General features: G+C 55.9%; 24 protein-coding genes. 9 read left to right on the top strand and 15 right to left on the bottom strand.

The annotated features are described in order from the left end of the window. Positions 1-5: 5 nt before the first annotated feature. Positions 6-542: a hypothetical protein gene (locus COMA1_RS01900; RefSeq protein ID WP_176697776.1), complete on the bottom strand. Its 537-nt coding sequence runs from the start codon at positions 540-542 to the stop codon at positions 6-8. Between the two features lie 47 nt (positions 543-589). Here COMA1_RS01900 and COMA1_RS01895 point away from each other — a divergent pair, with 47 nt between their 5' ends. From COMA1_RS01895 to COMA1_RS01880, 4 genes are all read left to right on the top strand, one after another. Continuing rightward, on the top strand, positions 590-1957 hold the full coding sequence (locus COMA1_RS01895; RefSeq protein WP_090742968.1) for a M20/M25/M40 family metallo-hydrolase: 1368 nt from the start codon (positions 590-592) through the stop codon (positions 1955-1957). Between the two features lie 315 nt (positions 1958-2272). Then, complete coding sequence (gene cutA / locus COMA1_RS01890) at positions 2273-2602, top strand: divalent-cation tolerance protein CutA (protein WP_218055288.1); 330 nt, start codon at positions 2273-2275, stop codon at positions 2600-2602. Positions 2603-2733: 131 nt separating this feature from the next. After that, the gene (locus COMA1_RS01885) at positions 2734-3759 is read left to right on the top strand and encodes a M23 family metallopeptidase (protein WP_090742965.1); all 1026 of its coding nucleotides are present in this window, start codon (positions 2734-2736) and stop codon (positions 3757-3759) included. Positions 3760-3926: 167 nt separating this feature from the next. Further along, positions 3927-5609, top strand: coding sequence for a formate--tetrahydrofolate ligase (locus COMA1_RS01880; RefSeq protein WP_090742963.1), 1683 nt, complete (start codon positions 3927-3929; stop codon positions 5607-5609). Between the two features lie 107 nt (positions 5610-5716). Here the strand turns inward: COMA1_RS01880 and hflC are convergent, their stop codons facing one another. The 9 genes from hflC to COMA1_RS01835 form a co-directional block, all read right to left on the bottom strand. Continuing rightward, positions 5717-6577, bottom strand: coding sequence for a protease modulator HflC (gene hflC / locus COMA1_RS01875; protein ID WP_090742959.1), 861 nt, complete (start codon positions 6575-6577; stop codon positions 5717-5719). After that, positions 6574-7698 carry an FtsH protease activity modulator HflK gene (hflK, locus tag COMA1_RS01870; protein ID WP_090742956.1) on the bottom strand — a complete coding sequence of 375 codons (1125 nt, stop codon included), beginning with the start codon at positions 7696-7698 and terminating at the stop codon, positions 6574-6576. The genes hflC and hflK overlap by 4 nt, the downstream gene beginning before the upstream one ends. 190 nt (positions 7699-7888) lie before the next feature. Next, complete coding sequence (locus COMA1_RS01865; protein WP_090746737.1) at positions 7889-8710, bottom strand: ATP-binding cassette domain-containing protein; 822 nt, start codon at positions 8708-8710, stop codon at positions 7889-7891. Positions 8711-8724: 14 nt separating this feature from the next. Continuing rightward, the gene (pstA, locus tag COMA1_RS01860; protein ID WP_090742953.1) at positions 8725-9588 is read right to left on the bottom strand and encodes a phosphate ABC transporter permease PstA; all 864 of its coding nucleotides are present in this window, start codon (positions 9586-9588) and stop codon (positions 8725-8727) included. Then, entirely contained in the window at positions 9581-10459 is an 879-nt protein-coding gene (gene pstC / locus COMA1_RS01855; protein ID WP_090742950.1) for a phosphate ABC transporter permease subunit PstC, read from the bottom strand. The genes pstA and pstC overlap by 8 nt, the downstream gene beginning before the upstream one ends. Beyond that, positions 10416-11279, bottom strand: a complete 864-nt coding sequence (locus COMA1_RS01850; protein WP_090742948.1) for a phosphate ABC transporter substrate-binding protein — start codon at positions 11277-11279, stop codon at positions 10416-10418. Before COMA1_RS01850 ends, pstC begins: the two co-directional genes overlap by 44 nt. A gap of 35 nt (positions 11280-11314) precedes the next feature. Continuing rightward, the gene (gene arsS / locus COMA1_RS01845; RefSeq protein ID WP_090742945.1) at positions 11315-12352 is read right to left on the bottom strand and encodes an arsenosugar biosynthesis radical SAM (seleno)protein ArsS; all 1038 of its coding nucleotides are present in this window, start codon (positions 12350-12352) and stop codon (positions 11315-11317) included. A 20-nt stretch (positions 12353-12372) separates the two neighbouring features. Next, complete coding sequence (locus COMA1_RS01840) at positions 12373-12747, bottom strand: ArsR/SmtB family transcription factor (protein ID WP_090742942.1); 375 nt, start codon at positions 12745-12747, stop codon at positions 12373-12375. Further along, entirely contained in the window at positions 12747-13934 is a 1188-nt protein-coding gene (locus COMA1_RS01835) for a methyltransferase domain-containing protein (RefSeq protein WP_090742939.1), read from the bottom strand. Before COMA1_RS01835 ends, COMA1_RS01840 begins: the two co-directional genes overlap by 1 nt. Positions 13935-14233: 299 nt before the next feature. On the opposite strand from COMA1_RS01835, the gene COMA1_RS01830 reads away from it, so the two are divergent. From COMA1_RS01830 to COMA1_RS01815, 4 genes are read left to right on the top strand one after another with little or no spacing between them, the layout of a single operon-like run. Further along, entirely contained in the window at positions 14234-14704 is a 471-nt protein-coding gene (locus COMA1_RS01830; protein WP_090742935.1) for a heavy metal-responsive transcriptional regulator, read from the top strand. Positions 14705-14734: 30 nt separating this feature from the next. Continuing rightward, the gene (locus COMA1_RS01825; RefSeq protein ID WP_090742932.1) at positions 14735-15100 is read left to right on the top strand and encodes a mercuric transporter MerT family protein; all 366 of its coding nucleotides are present in this window, start codon (positions 14735-14737) and stop codon (positions 15098-15100) included. Between the two features lie 33 nt (positions 15101-15133). Beyond that, entirely contained in the window at positions 15134-15478 is a 345-nt protein-coding gene (locus COMA1_RS01820; protein ID WP_218055286.1) for a heavy-metal-associated domain-containing protein, read from the top strand. A gap of 43 nt (positions 15479-15521) precedes the next feature. Continuing rightward, positions 15522-15893, top strand: a complete 372-nt coding sequence (locus COMA1_RS01815; RefSeq protein ID WP_090742929.1) for a carboxymuconolactone decarboxylase family protein — start codon at positions 15522-15524, stop codon at positions 15891-15893. Positions 15894-15895: 2 nt separating this feature from the next. Here COMA1_RS01815 and COMA1_RS22090 read toward each other — a convergent pair whose 3' ends face one another. The 4 genes from COMA1_RS22090 to COMA1_RS01795 form a co-directional block, all read right to left on the bottom strand. Then, on the bottom strand, positions 15896-16063 hold the full coding sequence (locus tag COMA1_RS22090; RefSeq protein ID WP_176697775.1) for an HDOD domain-containing protein: 168 nt from the start codon (positions 16061-16063) through the stop codon (positions 15896-15898). A gap of 30 nt (positions 16064-16093) precedes the next feature. Then, the gene (locus COMA1_RS01805) at positions 16094-17638 is read right to left on the bottom strand and encodes a DUF4403 family protein (protein ID WP_090742922.1); all 1545 of its coding nucleotides are present in this window, start codon (positions 17636-17638) and stop codon (positions 16094-16096) included. A gap of 250 nt (positions 17639-17888) precedes the next feature. Then, positions 17889-18746, bottom strand: a complete 858-nt coding sequence (locus COMA1_RS01800; RefSeq protein WP_245630809.1) for a DUF1295 domain-containing protein — start codon at positions 18744-18746, stop codon at positions 17889-17891. Between the two features lie 174 nt (positions 18747-18920). Next, a complete protein-coding gene (locus COMA1_RS01795; protein WP_090742919.1) occupies positions 18921-19277 on the bottom strand; it encodes a DsrE family protein in 357 nt (118 codons plus the stop codon). Positions 19278-19514: 237 nt separating this feature from the next. On the opposite strand from COMA1_RS01795, the gene COMA1_RS01790 reads away from it, so the two are divergent. Beyond that, complete coding sequence (locus COMA1_RS01790) at positions 19515-19724, top strand: hypothetical protein (protein ID WP_090742916.1); 210 nt, start codon at positions 19515-19517, stop codon at positions 19722-19724. A 497-nt stretch (positions 19725-20221) separates the two neighbouring features. On the opposite strand, the gene COMA1_RS01780 is transcribed toward COMA1_RS01790, so the two are convergent. After that, on the bottom strand, positions 20222-21814 hold the full coding sequence (locus COMA1_RS01780; RefSeq protein WP_218055284.1) for a sigma-54-dependent Fis family transcriptional regulator: 1593 nt from the start codon (positions 21812-21814) through the stop codon (positions 20222-20224). Between the last annotated feature and the right edge of the window lie 104 nt (positions 21815-21918).

The following is a 21918-nucleotide window of genomic DNA, read 5'->3' as shown; positions in this document are numbered from 1 at the left end:
AGGAGTTATTCCACGATGGGAAGAATTCGATCAACGACTGCCTGCACGACCGCCTCTTCGTCGGTCACCGCTTTAGGACCCTTGAAGCTCAACACCATTCCCCCGTGACTCGGCGCTTGAATCGTGACGCTGACTTCGACCCGATCACCGTCTTCGACCTCCGGGTCGCGGACGACGGGTCTGCCACAGATCCCCAAGACGGCCATTGAGAGGGTGGACTCGTCCTCTTCCAAGCGAAAGAGGTAGGCTCCATAACAAGGATCCCCATTCGCGAGGGTATAAGGGGCCAGTGGTTGCACATCTCGCACTGTGCCTCGCACGGTCACGTGGCGAAGATGGTAGATCTTGGGCGCTTCAAGGATCTGTTGGATGCTGGTGGGTTCCTCACCCCAAACCAGGGCCGAAGGCATGATTGAGAGAGAGAGCGCGAGGTAGTAGAGGCAGTGAGTTGCACGACGAATCATGAGTAGAAACAGTTTGGGATTGAGTGTCATTCTAGCATGTTCTTCGTATGAAACCCGCAGCGGCTTTCTCTTAGGCACCCGCCTCGTTATAATCCAGCCCCGTTGAGTCAAGGAGGAGTATGGGTATGGAACATGAACAACGACTGCGGGCCTTTATCGCGGAAACGCGACCGAGGTTTGAGGATCTCTTGGGCCAGATGGTGGAAGTGCCATCGATCAGTATGGATTCGTCTCGTGCAGGCGAGATGCGGCGTATGGCGGAGCTCGCGAAGCAGTATCTCGGCGATTTAGGGGCCAATCCGCACATCGTCGAGACCGGTGGGGCCCCTATTGTTTCGGGCGGCTGGACAGTGGGGGCTGAGTATCCCACCGTCACGATTTACAATCACCTGGATGTACAGCCTGCGCAAGAGCCTGAGTGGAAACAGGCTCCCTTCGCGTTTCGGAACGATTGCGGGATCTACCATGGCCGGGGGGCTACTGATGATAAGGGGCCGGCCCTGACGGCGCTATTCGCTGCCAGATATGCGATCGAGCAAGGGGTGCCGATCAATATTCGGTTCTTATGGGAGCTGGAGGAAGAGATTGGTAGCCCGAATTTTCGGGTGGGTCTTAAAGATCGTACGGCGATCCCGAGGCCGGACTCGGTGATCGTGTCGGATACAATCTGGATCGCCAAGGGGCGGCCTGCGGTCCCCTATGGTTTGCGTGGCCTGCTCGGAGCACGCCTAGTTTTGCGCACCGGAGAAAAAGATGCGCATTCCGGCGTGACAGGGGGGGCGGCTCGGAACCCACTGGCTGAGCTGATTGAGGTTGCACACGCCTGCCTTGACGCGCGAACCGGGAGAGTGAAGATTCCCGGCTTCTATGATGATGTGCTTGAACCCACGAAGGCCGAGATCAAGAGCTTCCTGAAATCAGGTTTCCGGGTCAAGGATTTCAAGGAAGCCTATGGCTTCCGATCACTACGGGTTCAGGATCCTGCCGATGTCCTGCGGCGGATTTGGGCTTCGCCGACGTTCGAAATTCATGGTCTCAGCGGGGGATATCATGGACAGGGTGTGAAGACTGTCGTGCCTGGGCATGCTGAACTTAAGATAAGTATGCGCCTGGTTCCAAACCAGGTTCCTGAACGTGTATTTGCCCTCTTCAAGAAATACGTTGCCAAGATCAATCCGACCATCAAGGTAGAGCGAGAGGGGATGCTCCATCCATTTCAGGGGAGCTTTGCCGGGCCTTATGTGGATTGTGTGAAGCGGGCCGTGAAGGCAGGATTCGGAAAAGAACCAGCCTTCGTACGAGAGGGAGGATCAATCGGGGCGGTTGTCACGATGAAGAATATGTGGAAGGTTCCAATCTTATTCATGGGGCTGAGCTTGCCGGAACATGGCTATCATGCGCCCAATGAATATTTCGACTGGGGGCAAGCTTCCGGTGGAATGAAGGCATTTGCCTGTTACTTTGAGGAGTTAGCACGAATGGGAAAGGGTTAGGGGTAGAAAGTAGCTCTAATTGTGTAGTTCGCTTGCGTGACCTACAAGGGCCAGTTTTGAACAGAGTTTCACAAAAATTGGTTGACTGTGCTGTTTCTTCTGCAGTGATAGGATGAAATTTCCCAACGCGTAACGATTCCAATCCCATAAGTCATTGAAAGTGCGAGCGAGGCAAAGCCTGCCGCCTCAATGATAGGGCATAGAAGTTGCTCAATGGTGAAATGGGTATACGGTTTTCAATGGGTTTCTAATGACGAGGGGTCAAGTATCGGGACGGTTGAATGTACGAGGATTGGTTAGGTATCCTGGCGGCCTATGGGTACCGAATCCGCTGAGGTAGTTGTTGTCATGGTCAGTACGGCAAATCAAGAGGAAGCAGCAAAGATTGCCGACCTGGTGGTACAGTCTCGCCTTGCGGCTTGTGCATCGACCATTCCCGCAGTTCGGTCAACTTACTGGTGGGAAGGAAAGATTGTGAACGATCAGGAAGTGCTTATTTTAATGAAAACAACATCCGATAAAGTCTTGTCCCTTCAAGAGATGATTCTGAAAGCTCACTCTTATAAGGTGCCTGAAATTATAGCGATTTCTGTCGCACATGGATTTCAGCCGTATCTTGACTGGGTCCGGAGTGAGGTATCCTAGCTCCTGGGGTTGAGATGGCTTCAGGGGCACCCCGGTTTTTAGGGGGGTTGACCGGAAGGAAGAGAAGTCGGTAACGTGGCGGTCTCCACAGGGTCAACCGACCGGGATCAATTGGTAGGGGGGCGATCATTATGGCTCAGACAACGAATCAAGACGGCGGGACCTATACGGTTGTCGTCTTTCGAGGGTCCACGGCAAAACCACTACGATTCAGCTTTTCGAAAAAGCTTCTCCGGACGCTGCTGACCTGTGTCGGCCTTCTTGTTGTTGCCGATCTGCTTGTCGTTTCCCACTATGTTGTGAGGACAGGAGAGGTCTGGGAGCTGTCTGCATTCCGCAGTGAGGCAATGAGTGCGCGTGAGCAGACTGCGGCGTTTACGGCAGCCATTGATGATCTCAAGAAGCGAATTGGGGCCATGAACGAGGTCAATCAGCGCCTTCGGGTGATGCTCGGGATCGAGGTTCCAAAATCAGGTGATATGGTGAATGGCCGAGGCGGTGAGGACGTTCCCCTTATTGAAGGAGGAGCCATGCCAGGCCCAACTGGAAACGTGGGTACGGGTCCAGCAAGTTCGGGAAGTTCCAAGGATAGCGGAGAGAGACCCACCCAGGATTCTGCTTCGGGCGTTGATCCATCTAAAGATCATCTTGAAGCGGTTGCTGCCGTGAAGGATGGCCTGGAATGGCTCTCGAAAGCCACGACAGCCCAAGAACGCATCTTGTCTGAGTTATCAGACGCTGCGGAACAACGCTCCTCTCGATGGGCTTCGACGCCTTCTATTTGGCCGGTCAAGGGTTGGGTGACATCAGGGTTTGGTCCACGGGTTTCTCCCTTCACTGAGAAGCCAGCATGGCATGATGGGTTGGATATTGGGGCGGCCCCCAATACTCCGGTTCGTGCGCCGGCACAAGGCCGGGTGACCACAACAGGCTATGATCCGAAGCTCGGGAATATGGTCCGCCTTGACCATGGGTTCGGGGTTGAAACGCTCTATGGGCATTTGGCCAAGTCCTTGGTCAAAGAAGGCCAGAGAGTCGACCGTGGCGATGTCATTGCGTTAGTCGGCAGTTCAGGTCTGTCGACTGGTCCCCACCTGCACTATATGGTGAAGCTGAACGGACAGGCGCTCGATCCGGCCAAGTACATCTTGGAATAGCACGGTGAGTTTAGCGCTAAGGAAGCTCACTGCTCTTCCTGTGTCGGTTACGTGCTTCTCATCATTGAGAACCAAGTCAAATTGGTTTCCTCCCACCCTTCATTGTTGAACGAATGGTGATACACTCCGGCCCTATCTGATTAAACTCAAGTTAGAGTGAGAGCCTCTTGACCGACCTCGAAATTGCCCAATCCGTGACCCCTCGTCCCATTCTTGAAATTGGGACTCAGCTGGGGATCAATGCAGCCGAGCTGACCTGCTACGGACAGGATAAGGCCAAAGTTTCGCTGCAGATAATGGATCGGCTTCCTGACAAGCCGAAAGGCCATTATGTCCTGGTTACCGCAATTAATCCTACGCCCCTGGGCGAGGGAAAAACGACGACGTCAATTGGTCTGGCTATGGGGCTTGCCAGGCTGGGCCATCGCGCTGCTCTTACACTGCGCCAGCCCTCGCTCGGTCCGGTGTTTGGAGTGAAGGGTGGTGGCACCGGTGGCGGGCATGCCCAGGTGATTCCCATGGAGGAGATCAACCTTCACCTGACCGGGGATGCCCATGCGGTGGCTGCCAGCCATAATCTGCTCTCTGCCTTTGTAGACAATCACCTGTTTCATGGAAACCAGCTCTCGATTGATCCACAGAAGGTCAGCTGGCCACGAACCTTGAATGTCAACGATCGGGCCCTTCGGGAAATTGTTCTCGGCGAAGGGACGGGCGGACGGCACGGCCAGTTTGTCATTACCGAAGCATCAGAGATCATGGCTGTCTTGGCCTTGGCCAAGGACCAACGAGACCTGCGGGAGCGTCTCAGTCGCATCGTCATTGGGCTGACCACTTCTGGAAGGCCGGTTAAGGCTGAAGAGCTGGGGTGTGTGGGGGCAATGGAGGTCCTTCTGAAGGACGCGTTGAAGCCGAATTTGGTTCAAACCTTGGAAGGAACCCCGGCGTTCGTGCATACGGGTCCCTTCGGGAATATTGCCCACGGCAACTGCTCGGTCATCTCGGACGCGATTGCGTTGCGATGTGCCGATTTCGTTGTGACGGAGGCAGGGTTTGGGAGTGATCTTGGAGCGGAGAAGTTTTTCAACATCAAGTGTCGGGTCTCGGGATATACACCGACGGTGGCGGTAATCGTGGCGACGCTACGGGCGTTGAAACTTCATGGCGGGGGAGGTGTAGCAAAAGCTGGTGTGCCGTTGCCCACAAGCCTGACGGGGCCGAACCAGGAAGCCTTATCAAGGGGTATCGCGAACCTGGAACAACATGTGGCTAATGTACGGGCACATGGAGTACCAGTGGTTGTGGCGGTGAATGCATTCAAGGATGATCCGCAGGACGAACTCGATTGGGTATGTGAACAGTCAATGAACATGGGAGCGGTAGATGCCGCGGTCTCAACGCATTGGGCGGACGGAGGTAAGGGGGCAGAGCAACTAGCGTCCGCTGTGGCGAAAGCTGTCCAGCAGCCGAGGCAGTTCACGCATCTCTATGACGTGTCCTGGCCGATCAAGAAAAAGATTCAAACGATCGCCATGAAAATGTACGGTGCAGCGGGGGTGCAATTCGAGCCTGAGGTTGAACGCCAGATAGATACGGCGGAGGCTCTTGGGTATGGCAACGTGCCGGTCTGTATGGCTAAGACTCCGCTCTCGCTCTCACACGACTCAGCACTCAAGGGGAGACCAACGGGGTTTATCGTTCCAATCAAAGAACTCAGAATCCTGGCTGGGGCTGGATTTGTAACCGCCGTTTGTTCAGGGATTCAGTTGATGCCGGGGTTGCCGAAGAAGCCAGCTGGTGAGCGGATCAGCCTTGATGCGACCAGTGGAAAAATTGTAGGGCTTTCATAAGCAGCAGCCCAACATTCCGAAGCGTAGGCCTCGCTACTTGGATCGCTCCGACCTTGCTGGGTTGGCTGAATTCTTGAGCAGCTGCAGGCGTTCATGCCTGTTACAAGTCAGCGTTGCTTCAAGTAGCGGAAGAATTCCGAGTCCGGACTCATCACCAGGGTTGAGCCGTCCTTAAACGCGCTCTTATAGGCCTCCATCGAACGTGTAAACTCGAAAAACTTTTGATCCTGTCGGTAGGCGTCGGCATAGATTCGGAAGGCTTTGGCGTCCCCGCCGCCACGAAGCTCTTCCGACTCTTTGTAGGCTTGGGCGAGGATAATCTCCCGGTCTTTTTCTGCTTCCGATCGAATCTTCTGGGCTTCTTCGGCGCCTTCTGCTCGATATTGTTTGGCCTGGCGCTCACGTTCCGCTTGCATGCGCGCGAAAACCGCTTTCTCGTTTTGTTCCGGCAAATCGGCTCGCTTGATCCGTACATCCTGAATATCGATGCCGTACCCCGCAGCCTTTTCCTTGGCTCGTTCGGTAACTACTTTCATAATGTCCGCTCTCGTGCTCGAGACGATTTCGAGCAATTCGTGCCGACCTAACTCCACCCGGAGCTCGGAATAGATGATATCGTGCAGGCGTTGGAGCGCGCCTCGCTGGCTCTGGAAGTTCTGATACACCTTCAAGGGGTCGACAATGCGCCATTTCGCAAAATTATCCAGCAAGAGGGTCTTCTTGTCCGAGGTAATGACGTCCTGGGCGTTCGAGTCATAATCCAAGAGCCGTTTGTCGAAGTAGGTGACTTCTTGGACGAACGGAACTTTCAGGTAGAGCCCTGGTTCGGTGATGTTTCGAACGGGTTTCCCGAGCTGGACGACGATCGCGGTCTGGATGACGTCTACAACGAAGAGCGGAGAGGCCCCCAGCACAAATAACGCGATGATCACGGCAAGGAGTGTCAGTGCGAATCCCTGCTTGGTCATGATCGTGAGCCTCTCGGTTTCAGCGTGGGCGATTCCGGCCTCGACTCTTCACCCTCTGCCTGTGGGGGTGTCTTGGCTCCGGTCAGGGACGTCGGTTTGGAGCGGCGATCCAACGGAAGATACGGGAGCAAGCGCTCTCCACCCTTCCCATCGATGATGATCTTCTCCATGCTCGGCAGGATCTCTTCCATTGTCTCGATGTAAATCCGCTTGCTGATCACATCTTTTGCCTGATTGTACTCTTTCAGGGTGGCGAGGAACCGGTTTGTCTCTCCCTGGGCACGGTTGAGGCGGGCCTGCGCAAACCCCCTGGCTCGGTTCACCAGTTCAGCCGCTTCACCCTTGGCTCTTGGAATGATGTCGTTACGATACCCCTGTGCTTGATTGATGAGCTTTTCTCGATCTTCCTTGGCGTTCGTCACATCCTTGAAGGCGGCGGCGACCGCTTCCGGCGGATCCACGTCTTGCAGCTGCACCGCAGCAATCTGCACACCGGATTGGTATTGATCCAAGATCGTCTGTAAGAGCGTCAGGGTGTCTTGCTGAATGACGGCTTTGCCGGTGGTTAAGGCTTCGTCGATCTTGCTCTTCCCCACCACTTCCCGCATGGAGGCTTCCGCAGCTTTGCCGATGGTCTCATGGATATCCGCCACGTTGAACAGAAACTCGCGGGATTCTTTGATCTTGTATTGCACGATAAATTCGATTGCCAGGATGTTCATATCGCCGGTCAACATCAAGGCTTCTTGGGGCACCATTTGCTGGCGGCCCTGCTGGCTGGTGCGAAAGCCGACCTCGACCCGGTAGAGTTTTGCCACCTTGGGTTGGAGGATGGTCTCAGCGAAGGGGATTTTGAAGTGGGGACCCGGCTCGACCGTCCGAACCGGCACACCGAACCGCTTGACGACACCTTCTTCATCCGGCGCGACGATAAAGACCGCCTGCCAGACGAACAAGATGAACACCGCAGCAATGATGAGATTCCAGACTCCGCCGGAAGGCAAAAGATTTTTGAGCCCACCTGAGGGGAAGAGATCTTTGAGTTGAGACTGCGCCTGTTTGAGCGCGTCCTCAAGCGGATCAGGCTTCTTGCCCCACGGATCTTTTGGGTCCCAGACCATTCAGTAATGTATAAATGCAATGTGTGATGAAACGACCTCATCGCACCATAGCAGACTGTAGCCAGGAGTGACAAGTCCAGATAGACACCTCAAGACGGAGAACAGAGATGGAGCAATCTCATTGAGTCTAGAGGTATGCCTGATCAAGGATCCATCGAGACGACAATGATACGAATCTCCATCTCACTCACTATCCTCGCATCCCGCTCACATACGCTGCCGTCAGTGGATCATGAGGTTCCTCAAAGATTTGCTTCGCGGTTCCGGTCTCAATCAGCCGTCCCGCTCCCTTTTGAACCCAGAAGAAGGCGGCATAGTCTGCGATCCGTCGCGCCTGGGCCAGATTGTGCGTGACGATTAAAATGGTATAGCGGCCACGGAGACCGACGATCAGATCCTCAACTACGCCGCTGGAGAGCGGATCGAGCGCGCTGCAGGGTTCATCCATCAGGAGGATGTCGGGCGAGAGCACGAGCGCCCTCGCCATGCACAATCGTTGTTGTTGGCCACCCGACAACGCCAGGGCCGGCGATTCCAAACGATCCTTGACCTCGTCCCAGAGGCCCACGTCCCGTAATCCGGTCTCGATCGTGCCGGAGAGCCGTGTCCGATCCCGAATCCCGTGCTCACGCAAGGGGAACTCCAGGTTTTTCCGAATCGAAAGCGGAAATGGATTTGGCTTTTGGAAAACCATACCGACACGGCGGCGCAAGTGGATCACATCGGTGTCCGGAGCCAGCACATCGAGGCCGTCGAGGCGGATCTGCCCCGACAGCCGGCACTCAGGGATGAGATCGGTCAGACGATTCAGCGAGGAAAGGAAACTGGTCTTGCCGCATCCTGACGGACCCACGAGCGTCGTGATGCATCCTTGATTTATCACAAGCGTCACATCATGGAACGCAGGCATTTGACCATAGTGCAAGCTGAGCCGCTCGACCTCGATGAACGGCTTGGGAACACAACAGACCGGCCGTTCTTCAAGTGCAATCCACGGCTGTGTACCCGACATGGACAGCGAGGGTTTCATCCTGTGACGATCCTCCGGTGGAGCCAATATTCCGTCAGCCATGACGCCACTCCATTGATCATCAGCAGCGAAGTGACCAAGACCAGCGCGGAGGCATAGGCGTTGGCATCTCCGCCTGAGACATTCATCGAAAGGTCAAAGATGTGGACGGATAGCGCTCGGCCTGAATCGAGCAGCGACTCCGGCATCCGATCCACATAGCCGCTGGTGAAGATGAGCGCTGCGGTTTCTGCAATCGCCCGGCCGACGCCAAGTACCAAGCCCACCAGGAGTCCAGGCACTGCTGCCGGTAGCAAGAGATGAAAAAGCGTCGTGGTACGTGACAGTCCAAGCGCGGCGGCGGATAAGCGATAGTTAGACGGCACAGCACGAAACCCCTCCTCGGTAGAGCGGATTAAAATCGGCAGCACCATGCAGGCCAGAGTCAGCCCACCGGAGAGGATTGAGAAACCGAGGCCTAGCGTCTTGCAAAAAAATGCGTTGCCGAAGAGACCGAAGACGATCGAGGGCACACCGGCCAAAACGTCTAAGCTTCGACGAGTTAATCTTCCAAACAGACTGTGGTCCGACGTAAATTCGGCGAGGAGGACGGCGGTACCGATGCCGATAGGGAGTGAGACGGCAAGACAGACTCCCAAAATTAAGAAGGTCGAAACTAAGATCGGGCCGATCCCGCCTCGGCGTCCAGCGTTCTCAGGCGGTGTCGTCAGAAACGTCCACGAGACATGGCGCAGTCCGTGCCAGATGATATCACCCAATAGCCAACAAAACGTTGCGGTGACGAGTACTGCTGATCCCCAGACCAGGACGAACGCCAGCCATTCGCGCGTATTCGGCTGTTGTGTCGCAACCTCAACCATAAATCCTTCCACGACTGATCCATTCCGCAGAAATGGTAAGCGCTATGATCAAGGCCATCAACACGAGTCCGCTCACGAACAGCGCGGCGCGATGGTCTCCGAGGGCATAGGCCATTTCTAGGGCGATATTGGCGGTCAGCGTCCGGATCGGGTCGAAGAGGTTAGAAGGGGTCTGGACCACGTTCCCACACACCATCAGAATGGCCATCGTTTCGCCGATGGCTCGGCCGGTTCCCAGAATCACCCCGGTGAACAACCCCGACTTTGCTGCCGGAAACACCACGCCTCGGATCGTCGCCCATCGCGGCAGCCCCAAGGCGGCAGCACCACGTACGTATTGTTGTGGCACGTTGGCAAGACTGGCATCGGCCATCAAGGCGATGGTGGGGAGGATCATGATCGTGAGGACCAGGATGCCGGCTAGGAGACTGGGACCGGGCGGGTGGATCTCTCCGATCAGCGGGACCAGCACGACGAGTCCCCAGAATCCATAAACCACGGAAGGGATACCCGCTAGCAGCTCGATCAGGCGTCGGTATGGCCGTGCCAGTATCGTTGGTGCATAGTACTGGCAGAAGACGGCGGAAAGAATGCCCAAGGGTGTGGCGATCAGTACAGAACCGGCCATGGCGAACAGCGTTCCCCACAATATCGGAGTGAGGTTGTAGAAGCCCTCAGCTGGGTGCCAAGACGGGTCGGTAAAGAATCGGAGTACACCGACGTGACGGAGAACCGGCAGCGCTTCCACGATCAGGAAGGTCACGATGAGCATGACAATGGTGCCGGCGATCACGGCGATGCCGCGCAGCAGCCAGAGCAACAGGCGGTCAGTCGGCCAGAGGAACGAAGGATTGCTGTGTGATGATGTCATGCACGGCTCTTGACTGTGCGTAGTCGATAAAGGTCTTGGCTAATCCCACTGGTGGAGTCCGAGTGACGATATGTAACGGACGGGACATGGGAAAGGTGCGGTTCCGTACGGTTTCGGTAGAGGCGGCCACCCCTCCTGTTGGGAGCAGTTTAATCGGCACGCCTTGTGATTCGTCATATTCTGCCGTCCCGATAGAAACATATCCGATGGCGTTCCGATTGCCTGCGACCGTCTTGACGCCCTGCTCATTGTCGCCGATGACCACCTGCGCTTTGATGTCCGTATTCTTGAGCCTAAAGTAGTGCAAGAACACTTCGAGTGTAGACCGGCCTTCGGCTTTGTTCACGACGGCAATGGGCGCATCCTTCCCTCCGACGTCCTTCCAATTGATAATCTTTCCTGTATAGATGGCGACCACCTGTTCGTCCGTGAGAGTCCGAATGGGATTATCTTTATGGAGAATGATTCCCACACCGTCGCGGGCCACCGGAAACGCGTACAGATCCTTCTCCTCATCCTTCATTGCGCGGGAGACCATCCCAATGTCGGCGAGCCCCTGGCGGGCGTCGGCCACCCCGCGGGAGGAGCCGCCGGTCTGCACGTCCACCCGTACGTTGGGGTAGAGACTTTCGAAGCGTTTGCCGATCTCGGTGATTAATGGAGCAAGAGTGCTGGCACCCGTGATCACCAGTTTGCCGGATAGTTGATCCTGGTTTGCCTGAGCCGTCGCGGATCCCCCGATCCCTAAATAGGAGACGCACAAGAACGCGACGAACGAACCCAATGTTTTCTGCGGAAATATCTGAAGTAGTTTATACATTGAGATATCTCCATATCTTAATCGGCGGACATTCTTCAAGTGACGGATCCACCACAGGATGAACCGGAGCCGGCGGTGCAACCAAAGCAATGGTTGCGCGTGACGATCTGTCGATGATGGAGCTGTGCCGGATCGAAGTTCCGGATGTGCGACGGCGCACCATGGTCAACCGGAAGGTCGAGCACCTGGTTGAAGTCGCAATCGTAGAGTCTGCCGTCCCATCCAACCGACAGCGTCGAGCGACACATGACGCCGGCAGCGGCTGCCGGATTGAACGCGTTCGCGAGACGGGTCATATACTGCTCATAGTTCCCGCTTTCGATAAGAAACTCCAGGAACCGGCTGATGGGCATGTTGGTAATGGTGTAGAGCCGGTTGAACTCAACCCCATGCTTGGTCCGTAATTCTTTCTTAAATTGTGCTTCGATCGACTCCTGCTTCGGAGGCAGGAATGCACCGACGGGATTGTAGACCAGATTCAAGGCAAGGCCGCTGTCTGGTCGTCCGTAGCCGAGTCGATTCAAGAGGCGAAGCCCGTCCAAGGATTTCTCAAAGATCCCCTCGCCTCGTTGTGCATCAGTTTGGCTGGCTCGGTACGACGGCAGCGACGCGATGATCTCGACTTGATGATGAGCCAGGAATTCTGCCAAGTCGGCTTGTGAAGGAAGCAGTAAGACGGTCAGATTGCAACGATCGATGATGTGGCGCCCGAGCTTACGGGACTGTTCAACGAGCCACCGGAAATGGGGATTCAATTCCGGTGCACCTCCCGTGATATCCACCGTAGGAATGTCGGTTTTGGCCAGAGCATTCATGCAGTGCTCTGCTGTTTTCAAGGACATGGTCTCGGGACGATCTGGACCGGCATCGACATGGCAATGGCGACAGGTCTGGTTGCACAATTTCCCCACATTGATCTGGAAGACCGTAATGCCTGTTGCGCACAGAGGAGCTAAGCCCACTCGATTAAGCTGAGCCTCAAAGGAAAGATGGGAACCGGCTTGATCCAATAGTTTGAGTTGCTCGGAAGGGGAGGCGAGGGGATTGTGTTGTCCCAACAGAGTCAGTGGCATGGCTACGGCCGCATCATCTTTCAGGAGTGGACCATATGCAGTGCACGAGACTTGGCTGTGGCCAAGACGGATTCAGGGAATCGCAGTTCACAGCATCCAAAGTTGAGGGCTTTCCCTTCCTGCTTAGCCAATGCCCGCTTGACGATTGGTGCAATGCGGTAGCATACCTGCTTTCCTTCCCGTAGGCCTTCTACGACACCGGAATTTCGCAGAATGCGCAGGTGGTGCGACACGTGCGGTTGCGGGCAACCCAATTCCCGCACCAGGTCCGAGACGCACTTCTCTTCGGCCAGTAGCGACTCCAGAATCCGAAGTCTGGTTTCATCTGCCAGAGCTTTGAGCACCGACGCACATTCCCGTGGGCTGAGGACATCTGTTTCCAGAGCGGATTTCATCAGCAACAGCCTCCATCAGGGGAGCAAGTTACGGCTTCACCACCCGCGCCTTCACCGGCACGATTCAGAAGGACGAAATGGGGCTGGTATCCATCGGTCCCTAGGACGGCCACCGTCTTGGAGCAAACCTCCAAGGGCTCACCTCGGCGATACACATGGTGATCGTCATCGGCGGCTTCAACGAAGGGACCGGCCAGCAGCGCATAATGGCCTTGCCAGGTGCAAGGAGCATCGGCGGGGAGGACGGCACGCCAGCGCGGATCGTGATTGTCTAGTGGGATTGGTTCGGTTGTTAGCAGGAAGTGTTCAGAGAAAGAAGGAAGGCTTAATAAGCGCGACTCATCCGGTGTGATGGATTGTGGAATTCCACGGTAATAGGTCATCCCTCGTTCGTCCACAAGTCGGCTGAAGGGGCCGCGAAGGGTGGCATATCGGACTGAAGAGGCCGTTGTTGCCGGAGGGACCTTGTAGCCGGTCAAGGTGACAGAGAAAAAGTGGATGCCGTCGATCACGCGCCAGGGTGAGAATTTCACCAGATGAATTCCCAAAAAGCCGGCGGTCGTCATGCCGTTCATGTAGTCGGTCAGTGTCAAGGCACCGGAAAGACAATCGCCCCACTTCTGGGTATCATGGACGAGATATTGTGGAACGGTCTGATCCGCGACGATATCAGAGATCGTAAACCGGCCACCTGGTTTGGCGACCCGATACATTTCCCGAAAGACCTTCCGTTTGTCCGGTGCCAGATTGATCACGCAATTCGAGATGATGAGATCAATCGTCCCGTCATCGACCGGCATCGCATCCGCAAGACCCTTTCGGAACTCCACGTTTGACGAGGGATAGCCGAGATTCGTCGCGACAACGACCGCATTCTTTCTGGCGATCTCCAGCATCGTATCGGTCATGTCGATGCCGATCACGCGCCCGGTGGGGCCGACCAGCCGAGAGGCTTCAAAGCAGTCAATGCCGCCACCCGATCCAATATCTAAGACCGTCTCACCGGCACGCACAGTCTTGAGTCCAGCCGGTGTGCCACAGCCATAGGAGATCTTCAGGACTTCTTCGGGAATGAAGGTCTTGAGGTACCCCATATCGTAGCTGGTGGGGCAACACATCTGCTCGCCGGTACTGGCTGCATTCGCATAACGCGCACTGACTTTTTGCGTAATATCCTCGATGGGCATGGCCGACCTTATCCTTTTTGTGACATATCGAGATAGTTCTATGTATCAATCATCCTGATCGACGTCAATGAGGTTCTTTTAGAATCAGTACGACGAACTCCGCAACTCTACACGACTGAACAACGTGCTTCTGTAAGCTGGCTTACAGTGGATCACAGGTCGGTGCTCGTAATACCAGTGAGGTGTCATCTAGAACAAGAGCACGTTGACACGACTAGGGATATGCATCAGAGCTATGCTTTCCTTGACTCGGTACCGTAGTACAGGGTCTAAGGTTTCACATACAAACAGGTGATGCGATGGCAGCAGGACGCACAATTGGTCGGTTGGCGAAAGCCGTCGGGGTCAACGTTCAGACGGTGCGGTATTACGAGCGGCTGCACCTGCTCGGTCCCGCAGGGCGAAAGCCGTCGGGGTATCGATTCTATGGGTCCGATGAAGAACGGAGGCTGCGGTTCATCAAGAACGCGCAAGCGCTGGGGTTCTCCCTACGTGAGATCCAAGGTCTGCTGAATCTCCGTGTTAGTTCCACGGCTCGCTGCGGCGACGTGCAACGAAAGGCGCAGGCGAAATTAGAGCAGGTGATGGAGAAGATGCGAGAGCTGCATGCACTGGCTCGGGCTCTGCGGAGTTTAATTCGGGACTGCCGGGTCGGCCAGCCGACTGAGCAATGTCCGATTCTGGCGAGGTTGGAACATGAAGGTAGGAGGTCAAGAAAAGTTTCGAAGAGGCACAGAGGCAATGAAGTGAAGGCTACGCTTGACGAATGACGGCATGTTGCGAGCGAACCCAAGGTTGTCATGACAAAAAGTGGAGCAACGACAATGATCGGCGGGCTTGTAGCGGCGTTCTTCGCATCACTTTGCTGCATTGGGCCATTCGTGCTTGCAGCTTTAAGCATCGGCGTTGGGGCCACCGGATTTTGGGCCGACACGGCTGGTGCCCTCAAAGGCATCTTGCCCTATCGGCCGGTCTTCATCGGTCTGACGGTACTGTTATTGGGATTCAGCTTTTATCTGGCTTACCGAGAACCAAAGTCCGCCGTGTGCGCATCGGGGGAAGTATGTGCGTCGGGAGCGATGAGCGGGGCAAAGCGGACAGTGTTGTGGATAATGGCAGTCTTCGCGCTTGTGCTGCTCTTGGCGCCGTACTGGCTGGGACGGTGAGAATACGTACAGGCGAAGAGGAGGTGAATAAGTATGTGGCGTCAGTATGGATGGGTTGTGCTGATAGGCGTCATGGGCTTGGCTGTCCCTTCTGGTTTTGCGGGCCAGGGATTTCAGAGGGTCACATTGCACATAGAAGGCATGACCTGTGGGGCCTGTGTGAAGGATGTGAAGGCCGCTCTGGCCAAGGTTCCCGGCGTCAGCACCGTCGAGATCACGGTAGGGAAGAAATGGGGCTTCCTCTCCGATTACGCAGACGCCCGCGCATTGGTAACCTACGATCCGGATAAAGCGGGAGTGGAGGCGTTGGTCAAAGCCGTGGAAGCAGCAAGTAGCCCTCTGTCAGCATACAAGACACGAGTGCTCCAAGAGAGGTGAGAGGAAGGCATAGCGAGGGTACAGTAAGGAGGAAGGCGGCATCATGAATCAAGCCACGAAGGTTGAGAGTGAATTATTTACCGAGTTAAGGAAGTTAACTCCGAAAGTTACCGGCGGATTATTGCGCATGCGGCAGGAGGCGTATCGCGATGGGGCCGTGGCTGCGAAATACAAACTGCTCACGGCCATGGCCATCTCTATCGCGATTCGTTGTGAGCCCTGTATCCGAGCCTACGTCCAGATGGCCTGCGACAAAGGTATCACACAAGAGGAATTGATCGAGTTCCTCGAAGTCGCCATGACCATGCAAGGCTGCCCGGGGGAAGAATGGGCGGTGAAGGCGTACCAAACGTATAAAGAACAGGTGGGGGGAGGCCAACCAGGCGATAGTAGTGGTATATGCTGTGCGCACTGAATTCAGTACAGGGGGACGTCTATGAGCTGAGCCGGCACCCCGACAATCGTCTGACCGAGGGTGGTCGAAGTAACGAGATTGCAGACGGTCTGTGTGCCGAAGAGCTTGACCGCGTGCACGATGGTGTCGATCTGTTTGAGAAACCCATAGAGTGGGTTGTTCGCGATCAAAGGCAGCCACGAGGTCTCCGGACAAACGAGTTAGGGCTTGTTGCCTACCATCACATTGAGCGTACCCTCACTCATCATGCGAACATGGAGCGTATCCCGCTCGGCGAACACGGCAATCCCTTGCATCGACGTGACTGTTCCCTGCATTGAAACGGTCGGAGTCAGCGTTCGATTCAATCCGGTTCTCAGAGAGTCGCGTATGCGATCGATCGTCGGCGTCACCCCAAGCGCGATGTCGGGAGCAATAGTTTCTCGGAGCGCCGCGTCATTGAACCAGTGTGGGGCCGTTGTCTGAAGCAGGCGTGTGGTTCCAAGATCATACCGAAGGCCACTGAGATAGACCGCCTGTGTCATCACGTTGATTTCCGGCTTCCCGATCAAATACACGTAGCCCCGCGCATCTCCTGTGAACTCCACGCGTAGGAGCACTTGGTTATCGCCTAGACCGAACAGTCCTGCACCGGTAATCGTGATGACATTCCCCTTACTTTCAATGCGTCTCCCTCTCAGCCGCTTCGATAACGCCTCGGAGAGTGTACTGTAATCGACCTGGGCATCGGCTAGGACGTGAAACTGCCCGGCAACCGGGAGTCCCCTAGAATAGTCTGTTTCGATATCAGCGACGCCACGAAAGTCTGGAGAAGACACTTGCGTCTCCAGTTGAGGAAGTACTGAGGACGATGCCGGTGGTTCAGCTCCATGAACGATCACCGGATGTGCGGTGAGTTGAAGGGTGTTTTTGACGACGTAGCCATCTTTTGAAAATCCGGCATGCCGCACCTTGTCGAGGTTGAGCAGGAGCCAGGTGTCGGGCTCTAACTGGATGGGATTACGGAGCGCCGTCCAGACCTCCTCTACTCGAGGTTTGATACTGAGCGCATTGAGACGCGAGACAGCGTTGCTGAAACCTCCCTTGACCTGATCCGAGAGAGCCGTATTGACGACCTGCTGCAGATCCCTATCCGTCATGCGGAACTGGCATGGCTCCGCAGCATGCACGGTCACGCTGCGGAGGGAGCCTGACACACCGTAATTCTGTGTCATCCCAATCGCAATATTTCCGTTGAGTGTGCCCTGTTTCGGCAATTCGTTCCCATCACCACATTGTGCTGCTGGATCAGGACCCTGCGAATGTGCACGTACCGCGATCTTATAGCGAAGAGGCGCACTCACGAAGAGGGTGCCTCCCGAGAGTTCTATGTCCTTCCACCAGTCTCCGATCGACAGACGCGGCTCCGTATTCCTGCCCGGGTGCGCTGACTGCTCGATCACAAAATCATCCCGTTCCGCATAGTATTTGTACTCCACGCCTTTCGGGTGTTTGAGCACGTTGCCCCAATGATCAAACTTTTTAGCGATCACGCTCGGATCGTTTGCGGCATGGAGAAAGTCTGAAAGGTCCAGTCGAACCGGTACGGTAATGATGGACTCCGTGATCTGAGAAGGCGGCACTTCTGCGGGTGGAAACCGCTCTGGTGCGGGTGGGCGGATGACAAATTCGGTATCAGCACAACTCGACAGGGACAGGACCAACGCCATCGTCGCTACGACATGAGATCTGGACGTGAGAAACATCAGCAGCCTCCTTTTCCCATCACCCGCGACCGCGGGGCCGTCTCTCGAAAAGTTGGACGACTGGACCTAAGGAATGTCTAACGAATGTATGCATGCGCGGGCACGCTACTCCCTTTCCTATCAATCCATCTGTAAGCTGGCTTACAAGGCTATCTTGCCGGTTGAATCAGGAGAGTTTCTAAGAAGTCTTGCCGGCAGGTGAATGTTTGCAGGAAAAGTGAGAAGGAAAGAACTGGGACCGGGCTTAGCTTCAGCTTTTGATGCGGCTACGGTAGGAACGAGGAAGCGTGTCCGGCCTCGCGCGAGGAAACCATGGGAAAAACGCGTTGGTCGTAGCCTGATAGGCTTTGTATGCTTCTCCTCGACTGAACTGTGCCTGCTCTTCTGCTCGGGGAATGCCTGTCACCTTAAGCAGCGCCACCCCCATTACAATCGGCCCGATCCAGGTCAATACCCAGCCTGGTGTTCCCCATGCCATCACGACATAGGAGCACCAGTGCAGCCATTCACAAAAATAGTTGGGATGACGTGAGTAATTCCAGAGGCCCTCACGACAGACGCGTCCTTGATTGCTCGGATCGGCGCGAAACCGGGCGAGTTGCCGATCGGCCGCCGCTTCGCCAGCCACGGCCACGCCCCAAATCAGCAACCCGACCAACTCGACCCCCGCGGTCGGAGTCTGTGGATTCCAAAGTAGCACCATAAACGGGAGAGAAAAGGCGACCAGGGCCAGGGCTTGCAGCTGAAAGTACGCGAACATCTTTGACGGCTCTGTTTCACCCCATTCCTCCCGGAGTCGGCGATACCGAACATCTTCCGGTTTCCCCTTTATGCGATTGAACAGAATGTAGAGCCCGAGTCGCCCCGCATAGAGCGTCACCAACATCACGGTCAGGAGTCTTCGCTCGATACCACTGGGCGCTTGTGTGGCATACCACCACACGACGACAATCAGCCCCGCGCACCATCCGACGTCCCCGATGGCGGCATTCCTCATTCGGCACTGCACAGCCCACAATACGGCCATGACAATCGCCATGACGAGGTAAGCCGCCACAATGAGGGGTAGCGGATCTGATCCAAGCATTCCGCCTGTTGGTTCCATCATTCATTCTACCTTGGATTGGCAGCCGCGATCGTCGTCTTGTACTCCCAAGCAGTAGAGAACGGACAGAGCATTTCTGGCACGTGTGAGACCTCCTCATGTTGTCACGATATCTGTGAAAGATACGCGGCCTGTGCAGGAAGGGCATCACCTGCACAGGAGCATGCGTTGTTCGTCTCAGAACGTGATGACCTGGTAGCCCTGGGCCACGAGCTTCTTGAAGCTTGGATGACCTTCGAACTCCCCCGCCAGTTTGACCCCGCAGGCCGCGACAGCGTCCTTGACGCCGAAGGCTCCGGCGCAAAACTCGCAGACTCCACCGATTCGATCTTTCACGGCTGCGTAAAGCCCGTGGAGTTTATGATCAGGTTTCTCCAGTTCGGGAATCCATTGCGCCCCGGCGCCGTCAAAAATCAGTTGCACGTCCTCGTGGCCGTCCTTGAACTCCTTGACCGCTTCCAGCGCGTTCACGACACGCCCGAGCCCTTCATGCGTTTCCGTACCGGCCAGCACGACGATTGCTGCTTTGGACATCATGCACTCCTTTCAAATGGTAGCTGGTGATGAAGAAACCGCTTCCATCTCATGTGAGAGGGCGGATGAACCGTCATGCTAGTGCATGTCCGGTAAATCCATCCGTGAGCTAGCTTACAAACCCGCCCAACTATTTTTCTTTGGCAACTGGTGAGCTGCCTTACAGAGTAGGGGGCGCGTCAGTAGGTAGAATCGCCTCATGAACACACAGGTCTGTCATGGATATGGAGGCGCATCATGACCCGCGAGCGATGCGATGGGCTGATGATCAACGAACGGATTGACGATCTTGGGATGAACCACGATCTCCGCGTGGACGCGTATCGCTGTCTCCTGTGCGGCGAGATCGTCGATGCGATGATCCTTGAAAACAGGAGACGGTCTGCTGAGGCACTACAGTCGGTTTCAGGATTCACCGATCGAGCCGTGGGGTTTACGGCAGCATAGAGTGGGTGAGTGAATTGATGGGATCATGCCCTCTTCATTGAGGATGGAGGGATCATCGAAGAAGGAGATGTCGCATGTCGCGCTACGACGAGCCGATCATGACACTTCGCCTCCAACTCCGTCACCTGCCCTGTCCCTCGTGCCGCAAATCTGAACTGATGCCCATGCTCCAATGCGATTACTATCCCGATGGATGTCTCTGGGTTGTGCGGTGCAGGAGTTGTCTGACTCCGTACCACCTGGCAGGGCAGCGATTATCATCAGATTCTGTTGTCGACGAGGGGACGAAAGGTGGAAGGGGATCCGATGATCAGGGGAATGAATCGTAGCCCGTCAGGGGAAATAGGATGAGGTTAAATTTTAGACGATCCTATACGGCTATGGGTTCGCCTGCCCGGCATGTCAGAGCCGTACATCGAACACCACGAGCTATTGTGAAAGACTCAGACCAAGACCATTGGCTCATATCCATCCATACTGGCGGAGGACTGCCGCAGTTAGGGTTCCGGCTTTGCCTTCTTGATGCCGAGCGCTTTGATACGTGACGCAAGCGTGGTCGGCTTCATGCCCAACAAGACCGCCGCGCCGTCTGCACCGAAAATCCTGCCCTTGGCCAGCCGGAGTGCCTGCACGATGCTTTCCCGTTCCTGACGTTTCAGGTCGTCGCGTGTGGCGACTTTCACCGGCACGGGAACGGCGAGAGTAGGGGCATTGACTGGTGCGGGTGAAGCCGGCAAGTGGACCTGTAGGGCCTTGCCTTGGGAGAGGATGACCGCACGTTCGAGGACATTTTGCAGTTCGCGCACATTACCCGGCCAATCATGACCCGCCAGTTGAGTGAGCACAGCTTGTGTGACCCGTGGTCCCTGCCGATTCATGCGCTGTGCGCTCTGCGCGACGAAATGCAGCGCGAGTTTTGGAATGTCGTCACGACGTTCGCGCAGGGGAGGGATGTGGATTGGAAACACACTGAGCCGATAGAAGAGATCCTGACGGAACCGGCCGGCCTCGACTTCTCGTTTCAGATCTCGATTCGTCGCGGCGACGATTCGCACATTCACCTGGCGTGTGCGGGTATCGCCCACGCGCTCGAACTCTCCTTCCTGGAGCACGCGCAGCAGCTTCGCCTGCATCGGCAGCGGTACTTCTCCGATCTCGTCGAGGAAGAGCGTGCCGCCGTCCGCAAGTTCGAAGCGCCCAGGGCGGTCGCCGAGGGCGCCGGTGAAGGCTCCTTTGATATGGCCGAAGAATTCGCTTTCGAACAACGCGTCCGGCACGGCGCTGCAGTTGACCTTGATCAAGGCTCGTCCTGTGCGCGCACTCCGGTCATGGATGGCCCGGGCCACCAGTTCCTTACCCGTGCCGCTCTCTCCGGTAATCAGGACCGCGGCATCGGTCGGCGCCACGAGCTGGATTTGGCGCAGCACGTGTTGGAGTGCCTCGCTGTCTCCGACGAATTCACCCATCCCGAGAGCGGCGGTGACTTCCTCCCGTAGATAGTGATTCTCTTCCTCCAAACGTGCGCGAAGGAGGTTGATCTCCTCACGAGCCCTGGCGTTGGCAATACTCACTGCCGCATAGTCGGCGAACATGCGCAGCCACTCGAATGCCTCCGTATCCAGCAGGCTGCGATCAAAGAGTGCCAGCACTCCCAGCACCTCTCCCTGGAAGATTAGAGGCTGCACTGCGAAAGTTCTGACTTCCTCACGCGCAAACCAAGCCGGGTCGGCGATCCAGTCTTCATCGCCTCGAACTCCGGCAAGCCAGAGCGGTTCACCGCTTATGGCGACGCGGCCGATCTTGCGTTCACCGATCGGAAACCGGTGAAAGCCTCCCTCGACACGGCTGTAGTCGGCCTGTTTGTCATGGGGCACGCCGGCGCTCGCGGCAAGGTGGAGGGCCTTGATGTCGGTCTGGTCTTCGACGTCCCGACACAAGGGACAGGATCGGTCGGGGATCGCAAGCCAGATGCGTGTCAACACGGTGTTCGGGCATTGAGCAATGCCGTCGGTGATGGTGCGCAATACTTCTTGGAGTGTTCCCTGACGAGCGGTGGCGACCATGACTTGAGGCAGCTGGTGGGGATTCATGACATTCAAGCTACGACATTACGTTGTAGGATTCAACGAATAATCGTAGATTACGAATAGTTGTAGGGCTTTGTTTTCATGATTTGCTCAGTAGGTAGTTAGTT

Source organism: Candidatus Nitrospira nitrosa (assembly GCF_001458735.1).
Classification (GTDB): domain Bacteria; phylum Nitrospirota; class Nitrospiria; order Nitrospirales; family Nitrospiraceae; genus Nitrospira_D; species Nitrospira_D nitrosa.
Note: the sequence above shows the minus strand (reverse complement) of the source record. Positions and strands in the feature narration are given on the sequence as shown.

Coding starts and splice junctions, on each gene's coding strand:
- COMA1_RS01795 (WP_090742919.1), bottom strand. CDS start 19,277: ATGTCCAAAGCAGCAATCGTCGTGCTGGCCGGTACGGAAACGCATGAA.
- COMA1_RS01850 (WP_090742948.1), bottom strand. CDS start 11,279: ATGTATAAACTACTTCAGATATTTCCGCAGAAAACATTGGGTTCGTTC.
- COMA1_RS01835 (WP_090742939.1), bottom strand. CDS start 13,934: ATGCCCATCGAGGATATTACGCAAAAAGTCAGTGCGCGTTATGCGAAT.
- COMA1_RS01865 (WP_090746737.1), bottom strand. CDS start 8,710: ATGTCGGGTACACAGCCGTGGATTGCACTTGAAGAACGGCCGGTCTGT.
- COMA1_RS01895 (WP_090742968.1), top strand. CDS start 590: ATGGAACATGAACAACGACTGCGGGCCTTTATCGCGGAAACGCGACCG.
- COMA1_RS01825 (WP_090742932.1), top strand. CDS start 14,735: ATGACAAAAAGTGGAGCAACGACAATGATCGGCGGGCTTGTAGCGGCG.
- COMA1_RS01800 (WP_245630809.1), bottom strand. CDS start 18,746: ATGATGGAACCAACAGGCGGAATGCTTGGATCAGATCCGCTACCCCTC.
- cutA (WP_218055288.1), top strand. CDS start 2,273: ATGGGTACCGAATCCGCTGAGGTAGTTGTTGTCATGGTCAGTACGGCA.
- hflC (WP_090742959.1), bottom strand. CDS start 6,577: ATGACCAAGCAGGGATTCGCACTGACACTCCTTGCCGTGATCATCGCG.
- hflK (WP_090742956.1), bottom strand. CDS start 7,698: ATGGTCTGGGACCCAAAAGATCCGTGGGGCAAGAAGCCTGATCCGCTT.
- COMA1_RS01820 (WP_218055286.1), top strand. CDS start 15,134: ATGTGGCGTCAGTATGGATGGGTTGTGCTGATAGGCGTCATGGGCTTG.
- COMA1_RS01780 (WP_218055284.1), bottom strand. CDS start 21,814: ATGAATCCCCACCAGCTGCCTCAAGTCATGGTCGCCACCGCTCGTCAG.
- COMA1_RS01840 (WP_090742942.1), bottom strand. CDS start 12,747: ATGAAATCCGCTCTGGAAACAGATGTCCTCAGCCCACGGGAATGTGCG.
- pstA (WP_090742953.1), bottom strand. CDS start 9,588: ATGGTTGAGGTTGCGACACAACAGCCGAATACGCGCGAATGGCTGGCG.
- arsS (WP_090742945.1), bottom strand. CDS start 12,352: ATGCCACTGACTCTGTTGGGACAACACAATCCCCTCGCCTCCCCTTCC.
- COMA1_RS01815 (WP_090742929.1), top strand. CDS start 15,522: ATGAATCAAGCCACGAAGGTTGAGAGTGAATTATTTACCGAGTTAAGG.
- pstC (WP_090742950.1), bottom strand. CDS start 10,459: ATGACATCATCACACAGCAATCCTTCGTTCCTCTGGCCGACTGACCGC.
- COMA1_RS01805 (WP_090742922.1), bottom strand. CDS start 17,638: ATGTTTCTCACGTCCAGATCTCATGTCGTAGCGACGATGGCGTTGGTC.
- COMA1_RS01830 (WP_090742935.1), top strand. CDS start 14,234: ATGGCAGCAGGACGCACAATTGGTCGGTTGGCGAAAGCCGTCGGGGTC.
- COMA1_RS01885 (WP_090742965.1), top strand. CDS start 2,734: ATGGCTCAGACAACGAATCAAGACGGCGGGACCTATACGGTTGTCGTC.
- COMA1_RS01790 (WP_090742916.1), top strand. CDS start 19,515: ATGACCCGCGAGCGATGCGATGGGCTGATGATCAACGAACGGATTGAC.